Below are 12832 nucleotides of genomic sequence, written 5' to 3' on the forward strand. Positions count from 1 at the left end.
GCACTTACACCATCAAGTACTGAAATAGTTTCACCATTTACTAATCCTGATGCTGTAAATCCTGATACTGTTTGTGTTAAACCATTATAAGTTACTGTATCTGAGTTTGCTGTTACTGTTGCATTGGCTTTTTCAATTGTTGCTTTTGTTTCGGCAGTTTCATTTGCAATTGTATAGTTACTTGCATCTTTACCTGTTTTACCTAAATCTGAAACTGTTACATTTTTATCTACACCTACATTTTTATCTGCGAATGTTGCTGTTCCACTAAAGCTTACATCATCTCCTTTTATTAATCCACTTGGAGAAATACCTCTTGATACATTATTTACATACTCAGATAAAGTTACATCTGCTGCAGTTGTTCCATCATATGTTTTATCTGTAGCTGTTGCACTTACTGTTACTTCTCTTGCTGTGATTGTTGCTTCTGTTTGGGCAGTTGTTGTTGTAAGGTTATAATTGTTTTTATCTGTTCCATCTAGTTCTAAACCAGTAATGTTTACAGTTTTATTTGTTCCTACATTTTTATCAGTAAAAGCTCCTATTGAATTAACTACGCTTAATGTATCATTTTCAACTATTCCTGTAAAAGATGAATTTGTTGTATTTAATGTAGCATTTGTTGATGCATCATATGTTTTATTTGAAGCTGTTATTCCTGTGATTGATGTTATTTCTTTTGGAGTAATTGTATATTCTCCATTTGTATGTTTTGTTAATGAGTAGTTTTCTTTATCACTTCCAGATAAACTTAATCCTGTAAAGGACACTGTCGTTGCATCTGCTACATCTTTATCATTAAATGTTCCTATTGCTGTTCCACTTAAACTTACTTCATCATCTATATATGCTTTTCCATCACTAGAAGTTCCATCTCCTACTGTTTGAAATGCTTGTAATGAAGCTGTTCCATTTACTATTGCATCTGTAGTTCCATCATATATTTTATTCGCACTTGTTAATCCACTTATAGTTAAGGCTTTTTTTGAAATATCAGCTGTTGTTGTTGCAGTTGTTGTTATAAGATTGTAATTATTTTTATCTGTTCCACCTAGTTCTAAACCAGTAATATTTACAGTTTTATTTGTTCCTACATTTTTATCCGCAAATGTTGCTGTTCCACCTAAAGTTACTGTATCACCTGAGATAATATCACTTGAAGCTAAAGTTGTAGTTGCAGCTGTTGTTGCATCGTATGTTTTATCCGTAGCTGTTGCGCTTACTGTGATTTCTTTTGGAGTGATTGTTAGTTTTCCATCTGTATTTCCAGTATTTTTTACAGTCAAAAACTCATTTGTTGAAGCAACTTGAATACCATCATATATTCCTGCATTTTTGTAACCTGTTACATCTTTGCTATCTTTTTGAAATTTATAATCTCCATCTAGAAAAGAATAATCATCTCCAAATGCTTTTGAGAAGAAGCTACTTAGTGTGTTACCATTATAAATACTTGTTTTATCTGTTGCAAGAGTATATGAAAGAGATAGAGGTGAGATTGCCCAATAATATTTATCATTATCTGAGTCATATTTTATAACTGGAGTATTTTGTGTTACAGTAGAATCTGCTACTATATCCCAAGTTGCTGTTTTATAAATCCCACCATAAGACATTTCTTTTGTAGTTAATCCTGTAATTCCAGAGACTTCCACATCTGACATACCAGTTGGATTTTTTGTTTTATCATAGAATGAGTTTGTAATTTCTAAAGTATTATTGTTGATTCCAATCAAACCACCTTTACTAGCAGAACCATTACTACTATTATTTAAGTTTTCAGGATAATCACCAGGATAGTAACCAGGAAAACCAATATAATCATCATAATAATTATTAGTAACAGTTCCTTTACTTCCTCCCGTACTATTAACAGTTCCACTTGCATAAGAATTTGTGATTATTATTTCATCATTAGTCTCTCCTATTAATCCACCTACTGTTGAATTTCCACCATTACCAGCAATAGATGCCGTACCACCAACACCACCTGTACCAGTAACAGAAGCAGAAGAATATGAGTTAGAAATAGAAGAAGTACTAACAGAACCGATTAATCCACCTACTATAGAATTTCCACCATTACCTGCAGTAGAAGATGCCGTACCACCAAGACCACCTATACCAGTAACAGAAGCAGAAGAATATGAGTTAGAAATAGAAGAAGTACTAACAGAACCAATTAATCCACCTACTGTTGAATTTCCACCATTCCCAGCATTCGTAGTAGCAGTACCACCTATACCTCCAGTACTAGATATTGTTCCTGAAGAATAAGAGTTTGAAATAACAGATGAAATAGCAGAACCAATTAAAGCACCTACAGTGGAATAATTACCACTATTCCCTTGAGCAAAACCATAGTCACCCCAGCCTTTATTACCTACATTTGTAATATTTGTATTAATTACACCAATATTTTGAATTGTAGCTCCAGATGTATATCCAAAAAGCCCAACATAACTATCAGTATTATTTATATATAAATCAGAAATAGTATTACCTAAACCATCAAAAGTTCCTTTGAAAGAATTAGTTTCACTATCTCCAATAGGATCCCAACCTTTTCCATCATTTGCTGTACTACTTGCTAAATTTGTATAATCAGATGTAGCTGAGCTTAAATTATTTAATAAACTAAAGTAGTAACCTTCACTTAAAATATTTGAGTTATTTATATTTTGTAGCTGTGTCCAGTTTGTGATTGTATATGCACTTTCATCTGTTCCCATACCACCTTCAAATAGTGTTGTAAAAGATTTATCTTCATCTTTTGTAACTGAAGTAAGATATGGTAAAACTAATACTCCATATCCTTTTACACTTGAGTCATTTTCAGAAGTTGTCCATGGACTATCTGTTAAATCTGTAAAGGCTGTTACTATTTCAGCTTTTGTTTTTCCATAAGTATCACTATCACTCATCTCAGCTTTATTTGCTTCATTGTCATAGTAGGAATTACTTATTTCAGAATTATTATTATAACCAAGTAACCCTCCTATACTATTACCCTCTCCTGAAACAGTTCCACTTGCATAAGAGTTCTTTATTGTAGAATTATTATTATTACCAACTAATCCTCCTATATTATTCGTTCCTGAAACAGTTCCATTTGCATAAGAGTTCTCTATTGTAGAATAAGAATTATTACCAACTAATCCTCCTATAAATAAAATTCCATCAACTGTTCCACTTACATAGGACTTCTCTATTGTAGAAGTATTAGTATTAAACCCAACTAATCCTCCTATATAATCTTCTCCTATAATACTGACATTTGTAACACCAATATTCTTAATAGTTGCACCATTCGTACGACCAAATAATCCTAAAGAGTCTTCATTCGGTCTATTTATTGTCAAATTTGAAATAGTATGCCCAAGACCATCAAAATTTCCTTTAAATTGTGTTGAATTATCACCTAGTGGGTCAAATCCATTATACTCTTCACTATCATCAATTTCATTCCAAGTAGAAGTATCCCTTGCATCAATATCAGCTCCTAAAACATAATTTCCGTATAAACTAGTACTATCTTTATTTATACCTTGTAAATCAGTTCCAGTTGTTGAACCTGCACTTCCTAGTTCTGTAATAACAGTCCAAGTCGTAGGATTAATATCTGCATCATTTCCAAGTTTTGTGATAAAATTATCACCTGCTTTTAGATTTACTGCTGCATTCACATTATATGTTGATTCATTATCTGTATTTACATTTGCTTGTCCGTAATAAAGTGCTAATTTTCCATCATCATTTGTAGCTGTTATACTTTCATTTATATTGATATCATTATGAGCATTTAAAGTAAGCGTTTTTGCTGTACTCCATTCTATTTCACTATTTACATTTATATCTCCATCGCTTCCACTTTCATTTGAAGAAGTATCCACTGAACTTGAAGAAGTTTCTGTCTCAATAGTAACATCACCTGTTCCAAGAGCAGTTTCAATAGTAGTAGCTAAAGTATCATCTATGTTTACATTTACAGGATCAATTAACCACTCATCAGCTGTTATAGTTGCATCTTCTAAAATAGTAAAATCTTTCCCTGATGTTTCCACAAAGCCATCTTTTGCTTCAATAGTTCCACCAACTTGAACCTCTCCACCATGAGCGAATAATTCAACATTTCCCATCAATCCATCTAAAGAATTAGCTTCAATAATCCCTGTATTATTAACTACACCTTTTAGGAGTTCATTTACAGCATTTGTAGTTAAGTAAACTTCTCCACCATCAGCTAAAATAGTTCCTGAGTTTTCAACCATTGCATCTAGAACTCCTTTATTAACTACTAGGTTTACTAGTGAGTTTCCATTTAGGTTTACTGTGTATTCACTTGCTGCTGTTAAATGAACTTTTCCTTTAACTGCTTTTATTGTTCCACTATTTCTTACTTCATTTGAAGCTAATACTACATATCCATTATTTGATACTTCAATTGCTCCAAGGTTAATAACTGAATTTTCTGAATTATTTTTAAACTTATAATTTCCTGCTTGAAAATCAGAATCTGAAAGTTCACCTGTAGTTGCTAAGATACCTGCTGTGTTTATACTTGCATTTTTTCCAAATAAAACACCATTTGAATTTAAAAGCCATACTTGACCATTTGCGTTTAATGCTCCATTTATAACTGAGCTTTCATTTCCTACTACTCTGTTTAATGTAATAGAGTTAATATCAGGTTGATTAAAATTTACTGTTTCATCTGTTGCTATATCAAAATTCTGCCAGTTTATACTAGCTTTGGATGAGCTTTGGTCTATGTTGGTTACTTTTCCACTCTGAGAAATATTTGCAGTTCCACTTGTAACTGTTCCTCCACTTGGACTTGCACTTGCAATTACAACTGAACCTAAAAGTGCAGATACTACTAATGATATCTTTCCTCCTTTTAAGATTCTAAATCTTGAACTAAAATCTATTAAGCGTTTCATATTTTTTCCTTAAAAAAAGTTATTTTAAAAATAATAACAAATCTATATCAATACAAAATCAATAAGAATAACTTTTTTTATACAATTTCAAAATTTGTAGTTACTTTATAAACCTATTGATTTTGTGTTGATTTTGATATACTATAATTCTTAATAAGATAATAAAAAAGTAGTAAATAGTGATAAATAACCTAAAAGAATTAAATGTATTATATATAGATGATGATAAAGTAGCCTGCAAACATATGGAGGCTACATTGTCTTACTTCTTCAAAGAAGTATTTATTGAACACAATGGATTAAATGCCTTAGATATATATCAAAAAGAATCAATACATCTTTTACTAGTTGATTATGATATGCCTATTATGAATGGTTTGTCTTTTTTACAAGAAATAAGAAAAATAAATAATACTATTCCAGCAGTAATAATTAGTTCTTATAACGACAAAGAAAAATTATTAAAAGCTATGAAGTTAAATCTTGTAGCTTATTTAACAAAACCTTTAGAATTTAGTGATTTAAAAGATGTTCTTGAAGAGTGTTCTTTATGGATGGATAAACATGGTTTATTAAAAGTATCAATTTCAGAAAACTGTGTGTATGATTACTCTACAAAAACAATTAGAACAAATGATGACGTTATTTCACTTACAGCTTATGAATACAGAATATTCGAGTTTCTTTTAACAAATAAAAATAAAGTTGTTACCTTTGAAGAAATATTCTATGTTTTAGATAATGAGGATGCAAATAAAAAATCTTTAACAAGTTTAGTTTATAAGATAAATAAAAAGCTATCAAGTCCTGTAATAAAAAATATTAAAGATGTAGGATATACGATGGTTAGGATGAAATAATGATTTTAAAACTTTTATTTATTCTACTTTTATCTTTTAATTTTGCAAATGCATTTATTATAAATGCTCAACAAGATTTATATAATTTTGATAATTTTAAAACTTATTATGATGAAGATAATAAAAAAAATATAGATGATTTTTTGGAAAATAAAGAGCTTTTTAAAAATAGTGCTAAAACAAATATTGGAATAAAAAAATTTCCAGTTTGGACTTATGGAAAAATAGAAAATAAAACTTCCAAAGATTTAGATTTAGTTTTTTCAAACCCTAGAGCAGGAATTGATTTTATAAAAGTTTTTATTGTAAAAGATAATAAAATTTATAAGACTTATGATTTAGGGGATATGAATCCCTTAGAAAATAGAGATTTAATTCATAGAAAATCTAACTTTTCACTTGAACTATTACAAAGTGACAAATATGAATTTTTTATTAAATACAAATCTTTTGGGGCTATTGATATAAATTGGAATATTGAAGAGAAAAAAAGCCATATACAAAAAACATCAAGAGAATCAATGCTTTTTGGTTTTATCGCAGGATTTATATTATTGATATTAATTTTTGTAATTTATATAGATGTAACTTTTCCCAAAATGATAAATAAAATTTATTTCTTTTTAATACTTTTTGCTCTTTTAGCTGAATTTGCAATTTCAGGTATTCTTTATGAATTAGGATTAAATTCTTATTTTAACACTATATCTTCATGGTCTTTAGGTACTCTGGCTTCTGCATTGATAGGTTTATTTCCTATTTATTTTTTCCCATTAAGTAAGATACTTCCAAAAACAACTTTTTTTTTAAAATTATTGATTTTTAATTTATTTGTATTAGCTGTGATTTTTTTATTTTATCCTATGAATAATGATTTATTATATTATGCTCCTTATTCAAATTTATTATTCTTGATTATCTGTTTTACATTGTTTTATGTGTCAGTTATTTTATACAAAAATAAGATTGACGGGTACAAATTTTATTTACTAGGAAATGTAATTTTTGTAGTAACTGGTGTTTATTTTGTAATGGGATTATTAGGATTTATACCAGCTGATTATTTATTTAGTTTATCTATAGGTATTGGTTTATTTTTTAATATTTTATGTCTAGGATTAATGATTATCAGTTTATTAATGAAAATAGATAAAGATAAAGAAAAGGCCTTAATTCTTGTAAGCGAATATTCAAAACTGTCAAGTATAGGACAATCTATGGTTAATATTTCACATCAATGGAAAGAACCTATTAATCATATTTATTATGCTATTAACAACATACAAGCAGCAAAAGAGTTTAATGACCCAAATTTATCAAGTATTATTGATAATTCTGTAAATCAAATTAAAGATACTACAAAATATATGACAAATACTGCTAAGAATTTTTTATCTATATATGAAGATAAAATTATTATGAAAAATATCGAGATTACAAAATCAATTGAGTTAATTATTGAGATTTTAAAAAAAGAAATATCTGAAATGAATGTTAAAGTTAAAATTGATTCGAGTTATAATAATTTTATATTTACAGATAAATATCTTGTTTCAAATATATTTATGATAGTTTTAGAAAATAGTGTAAAAACTTTTAGAAATAGGAATATAAAAAATCCTAAAATTAATATTGAGATAATACAAATAGAAAAAACTTTTACTATAAAAATAAGTGATAATGCAGGTGGGATTAAAGAACATAATATTGAGTCTATTTTCGAAAAAGACTTAACAAATTCTAATTCAACTGGACTTGGACTTTTTTTAGCAAAAAATATTTTAAATATGAAATTAAATGGGGATATAAGTGCTGAAAATATTGATAATGGAGTTTGTTTTACAATTAAACTTTAATTAATTATATATGAAAACTATAGTTTTAGTTTTCATATAATTTTTAATTTCTAGATATCTAACCTTGTTTTAAGCCTTCTCTCATAGCTTCACTTACTTTCTCATTTACTTTTTGTTTAGTAAAATATTCAAGTGCTAAAACACCTTGATAAAGAAGCATATCCTCTCCGTCTTTTATCTCTAAACCATTTTTTTGTGCTAGTGATAAAAATGGTGTTATTTTCCCATATACGCAATCAAATGCATATTTTGCTTCTTTAAATATTTCTTCTAAAAGTTCTTTATCACAGGGTAAATACTCATCTTTAAGTCCTGCGCTTGTTGAATTTACTACTAAGTCATATTTTTTAGGTTTAAAGTTATTCCAAGAGTATGAAGTGATACCTTCCTTTTTGAAAAACTCTAGTTTTCCTTCACTTCTATTTAATACTGTTACATCTATATTACTTTCTTGTAAGGCTAGGGCGATTGCTTTTGCAGTTCCTCCAGCTCCTAGTAATAATACTGATTTAACATCTTTAAAAGACTCAATTGCTTTTAAAAAACCTGGTGCATCTGTGTTATAGGCTATTACTTTTCCATTTTCATTTATATAAGTATTTACTGCTTGTATTTTTTGCGCTAATCCTCTTACTTCATCTGCATTAGCATATGCATGTTCTTTATGAGGAACTGTTATGTTTGCACCTTGATAGTTGTTTTCTAAGAAAGTCTTTTTTATTGTGCTTCCATCTAGTAATTGATGTTTTTCATAAACAGCATTATATTTTAAGTTTTCAAATCCTGCATTTTGCATTTGAGGTGACTTTGAATGCGCTACTGGGTTTCCAAATATTACGAATTTTTCCATGGTTTACCTTATTTATTTTTTTACTATTAGATTAAATAATGGATAGTGTTTTCCATTTTTTTCTTGATTATATACGATATTATAAGCTATTATCTCAAAGCCAAGATTTTTTGCAATATCAAAAAGCTCTTCTTTCTCATATCCAAAGTGTTCAACTCCATCATTTTCTTTGTCTTTATGAAAAGAACCATCTTCTTTATCTAAGTCATTTATACATAAAATACCACCATTTTTTAGTGTATTATATGATTTTTTGAAAAACATATTTGTATCTTTTATATGGTGCATTGTTTTTGATGATATGATTAAATCAAAAGTTTCTTTTGGAAGCTCTTCTTCATTCATATTATGTTTGATAGCTTTTATATCTTCAAGTTCAAACTCTGCTACTTTTTTATTAAATACTTCGATCATTCCATTTGAATAATCCATACCTGTTACATTATTTGTCTCATTTTTTAAAGCAAATGCAATAAATCCTGTACCACATCCATAATCCAAAATATTTGCATCATCTTTTATCTGTACATTCTTTAATAAGTCTTGTACACAGGCATCTGAACTTTCAATACTCACTTGTCGTTTATCCCAAGTTTTTGCTGCTTCATCAAATCTATTCAATTTATATCCTTCAAATTAAAAATGAATTATATCAAAATCAATCTTTTTAATGTAAAATAAGAAAAAACTAAAAGAAGAAATATGGAAAATATATTAGCAGTATTTACAGATATAAACGATGGAAACCTCGCCTACCATGTAGGAGATGAAAAGACTAACGTGGATAAAAATAGAAAAAACTTAGCAAAAAAATATAACTATGATTATAAAAAACTAGTTTCAATGAATCAAACACATGGAAACACTGTACAAATAGTGGACTTAAACTCAGAAAAAATCATTGATAATTGTGATGGCTTAATCACAAATACAAAAGATTTACCTCTTATGGTAATGGTAGCTGATTGTATTCCTATTTTATTACATGATGAAAAAAAAGGTGTAATAGCAGCAATTCATGCAGGAAGAAACTCGACATTTTTAAGAATTGCAGAAGTTGCAATAAATAAAATGAAAGAAAATTTCGGCACAAATCCTTTAGATATAAAAGCAACACTAGGTCCTAGTATTCAAAAATGTTGTTATGAAGTAAGTATTGAATTATCAAATATAGTAAAAACATCTTTTGGTTCACAGTTTGTAAAAGGAAGATATATTGATTTACAAGCTATAAATAAAGCAATTCTAAGAGAGAATGGAGTTGAAAAAATTGAAGATCCCACTATTTGTACAAAATGTACAAGTAAAGTACATTATTCATATAGGAAAAATCATAAAACTGGAAGATTTTCTGGAATAATTAAATTATAATATTGTTATATTTAGATAAGTATTATAATTTATAATATTTAAATTTTATTAATTATAATTAATTCTTATATGTTTATTCTAAAAATAGCCAATAAATAGACTTCTTAAACAAATAAATTATATTTACCAATAATACTTATCTTTAAATATAAATTAATAAAAACTGCTGTATTGAAAAATTACATAAATTTTACATAATTTTCTTAATACAAGCTTTAATAATAAATTAATTTAAATTTTTATTTTATTTAAGTTTCTTTTAGTTACTATTTTCACAAATAAAATTTTTAGCAGAATTTAAAGGATTATTATGAGTAGTAAAGTTACAAAAAATGAAGCATTGGATTATCACAGAGTTCCTACTCCGGGAAAAGTATCAATTGCTACAACAACAAAATTAGAATCTCAAAGAGACTTATCTTTAGCGTATACTCCAGGTGTTGCATATCCTTGTGAAGAAATACAAGCAGATCCTGAGTTAGCATACGAATATACAGCAAAAAGAAATTTAGTAGCTGTTATTTCAAATGGTACAGCAGTACTTGGTCTTGGTAATATTGGTGCAATTGCTTCTAAACCAGTTATGGAGGGTAAAGCAGTATTGTTTAAAAAATTTGCGGCTGTTGATTCTTTTGATATAGAAGTTGATGAAACGGATATTGATAAATTTTGTAATATTGTAAAAGCTATTTCTCCAACATTTGGTGGAATTAATCTTGAAGATATTAAAGCTCCTGAGTGTTTTGAAATAGAAAAAAGATTAATTGAAGAACTAGATATTCCTGTTATGCATGATGATCAACATGGTACTGCAATTATTACGACAGCTGCACTTATGAATGCAAGTGAAATGATGGGTAGAAAGCTTGAAGATATGAAAGTTGTAGTTATTGGCGCTGGTGCTGCTGCAATTGCATGTTCAACTATGTACAAAGAAGCTGGTATTAAAAATATTATTATGTGTGATTCTAAAGGTGTTGTTCATTCTAAACGAAATGATTTGAATAAATATAAATTAGAATTTGTTACAGATAAAGCTACAACTATGGAAGAAGCGTTTAGAGGAGCAGATATGGTTTTAGGATTATCTAAACCAGGAAGTTTTACTAAAGAACTAGTTGCTTTAATGGCTGAAGAGCCAATTGTATTTACACTGGCAAATCCTACTCCTGAATTATTCCCAGAAGAAATTAGAGAAGTAAGACCTAATGCAATTATTGGAACTGGAAGATCTGATTTTCCTAATCAAGTAAACAATGTACTTGGTTTTCCATTTATCTTTAGAGGTGCTTTAGATGTGCAAACAAAAAAAATAAATATGGAAATGAAAATAGCAGCAGCTAAAGCAATTGCAAACTTAGCTAAAGAGCCTTTAACAAGTGATTTAATTACATTACTTGGTGATTTAAAATATGGAAGAGAGTACATTATTCCTTCTCCTTTTGATAAAAGACTTATGGTTGAAGTATCATCAGCAGTTGCCAATGCAGCTTATGAAACTGGAGTTGCTAGAGTAAAAGATTTTGATCTTGCAGCTTACAGAGAAAAACTTTCTCATATGGTATAGTCCTCAAACAATCTATTAATCAATAAAATGGTATTATTCTCATTAAATTTTAATGAGAATAATACAAAATAGGGCGAAAATGGAAGAATACACACTTTTAATAGATACTGAAGATGCAAAAGGTTTAGTATATAATATCTCAAAAGTACTTTTTGCGAACAACTTAAATATAGAACAAAATGCAGAATATGTTGATTCAGAGACAAACAAATTTTTTATGAGAACGATAATCTCTGGAAAAATCTCACAAAATATCTTACTTAAAGAATTAAAAGAAGTTTTACCACCAAATGCAGAAATAAAATTAAATAAAAAAGCTAAAAAAGATGTAGTTATTTTAGCAACAAAAGAATCACATGTTTTAGGTGATTTATTAATCAGATATATTGATGGTGAGTTGAATGCAAATATTAAAGCAGTAATTGCAAATCATGAAGATTTGAGATCTTTAGTAGAAAACTTTGGAATACCATTTACTTGTATAAGTGCGGATAATTTAGATAGAGAAGAACATGAAGCTAAAGTAATTGAAAAAATTCATGAGTATGAACCTGAACTTATAGTTCTTGCAAAATATATGAGAATTCTTACTCCTTCTTTTGTAGAAACTTTTCCTAAAAAAGTTTTAAATATTCACCACTCATTCTTACCTGCATTTATAGGTGCAAACCCATATAAACAAGCACATCAAAGAGGTGTTAAGATTATTGGAGCAACTGCTCATTATGTTACAAATGATTTAGATGAAGGCCCAATTATTTTCCAAGATGTTGTAAATATTGATCATTCTTATTCTTGGCAAGAGATGAGAAAAGCGGGAAGAAATGTAGAAAAAATTGTTTTATCAAATGCTTTCCAAATGTTACTTGATGATAAAGTTTTTGTTCATGGTAATAAGACGGTGATTTTATAATGTTTAATCTTGTTTTACTAGAACCTAGAATGCCTGGAAATGTTGGAACTATTGGACGACTTGCTTTTGCAATGGATTGTACTTTACATCTAATTAAACCTTATGGATTTGGTAATATTACAGAAAAAGAAGTAAGACGTGCAGGACTTGATTATTGGTTTGAATTAGACGTACGTGAGTATGAAAATATTGAAGAGTTTTGGGAAAAGAATCCTTTTTCAAATAGACACTTTTTTGCAACTACAAAAACTAAGAGAAACTATTTTGAAGCAGAGTTTAAAACAGGAGATTACTTCTATTTTGGACGTGAAGATGCTGGACTTCCTCAAGAAATCTTGGAAAAAAGAGAAGAGGGTTGTATTACAATTCCTATGACAAATGAAGCTAGAAGTTTAAATATTGCAAACTCTGTTTCAATAGTAGCTTACGAAGCATTAAGACAAAATTATAAAGATTTCAAGTAAAGAAT

9 protein-coding genes are annotated in these 12832 nt (G+C 28.5%); 6 read left to right on the plus strand and 3 right to left on the minus strand.

Annotated features, from left to right (window positions below; all coding sequences use genetic code 11):
• The coding region (locus KO488_RS08165) for a beta strand repeat-containing protein (RefSeq protein ID WP_216058312.1) at positions 1-4946 on the minus strand (4946 nt) is incomplete at its 3' end.
• Positions 4947-5125: 179 nt separating this feature from the next.
• On the opposite strand from KO488_RS08165, the gene KO488_RS15400 reads away from it, so the two are divergent.
• Entirely contained in the window at positions 5126-5806 is a 681-nt protein-coding gene (locus tag KO488_RS15400) for a response regulator transcription factor (protein WP_216058313.1), read from the plus strand.
• Positions 5806-7662 (plus strand): 7TM-DISM domain-containing protein, encoded by a 1857-nt coding sequence (locus KO488_RS08175; protein ID WP_216058314.1) that lies wholly within the window; start codon positions 5806-5808, stop codon positions 7660-7662. The genes KO488_RS15400 and KO488_RS08175 overlap by 1 nt, the downstream gene beginning before the upstream one ends.
• Before the next feature lie 58 nt (positions 7663-7720).
• On the opposite strand, the gene KO488_RS08180 is transcribed toward KO488_RS08175, so the two are convergent.
• Both KO488_RS08180 and KO488_RS08185 read right to left on the minus strand, forming a co-directional pair.
• On the minus strand, positions 7721-8512 hold the full coding sequence (locus KO488_RS08180; protein ID WP_216058315.1) for a shikimate dehydrogenase: 792 nt from the start codon (positions 8510-8512) through the stop codon (positions 7721-7723).
• Positions 8513-8524: 12 nt separating this feature from the next.
• Positions 8525-9133 (minus strand): class I SAM-dependent DNA methyltransferase, encoded by a 609-nt coding sequence (locus KO488_RS08185; protein ID WP_216058316.1) that lies wholly within the window; start codon positions 9131-9133, stop codon positions 8525-8527.
• Positions 9134-9214: 81 nt separating this feature from the next.
• Between KO488_RS08185 and pgeF the strand changes: the two genes are divergently transcribed.
• The 4 genes from pgeF (at position 9215) to KO488_RS08205 (ending at position 12827) form a co-directional block, all read left to right on the plus strand.
• A complete protein-coding gene (gene pgeF / locus KO488_RS08190) occupies positions 9215-9883 on the plus strand; it encodes a peptidoglycan editing factor PgeF (RefSeq protein WP_216058317.1) in 669 nt (222 codons plus the stop codon).
• A gap of 310 nt (positions 9884-10193) precedes the next feature.
• Positions 10194-11450, plus strand: coding sequence for a malic enzyme-like NAD(P)-binding protein (locus tag KO488_RS08195; protein ID WP_216058318.1), 1257 nt, complete (start codon positions 10194-10196; stop codon positions 11448-11450).
• A 79-nt stretch (positions 11451-11529) separates the two neighbouring features.
• Entirely contained in the window at positions 11530-12363 is an 834-nt protein-coding gene (purU, locus tag KO488_RS08200; protein WP_216058319.1) for a formyltetrahydrofolate deformylase, read from the plus strand.
• Positions 12363-12827: a tRNA (cytidine(34)-2'-O)-methyltransferase gene (locus KO488_RS08205; RefSeq protein WP_216058320.1), complete on the plus strand. Its 465-nt coding sequence runs from the start codon at positions 12363-12365 to the stop codon at positions 12825-12827. The genes purU and KO488_RS08205 overlap by 1 nt, the downstream gene beginning before the upstream one ends.
• Positions 12828-12832: the final 5 nt, after the last annotated feature.

The organism is Poseidonibacter lekithochrous, assembly GCF_018861145.1.
GTDB lineage: Bacteria > Campylobacterota > Campylobacteria > Campylobacterales > Arcobacteraceae > Poseidonibacter > Poseidonibacter lekithochrous_A.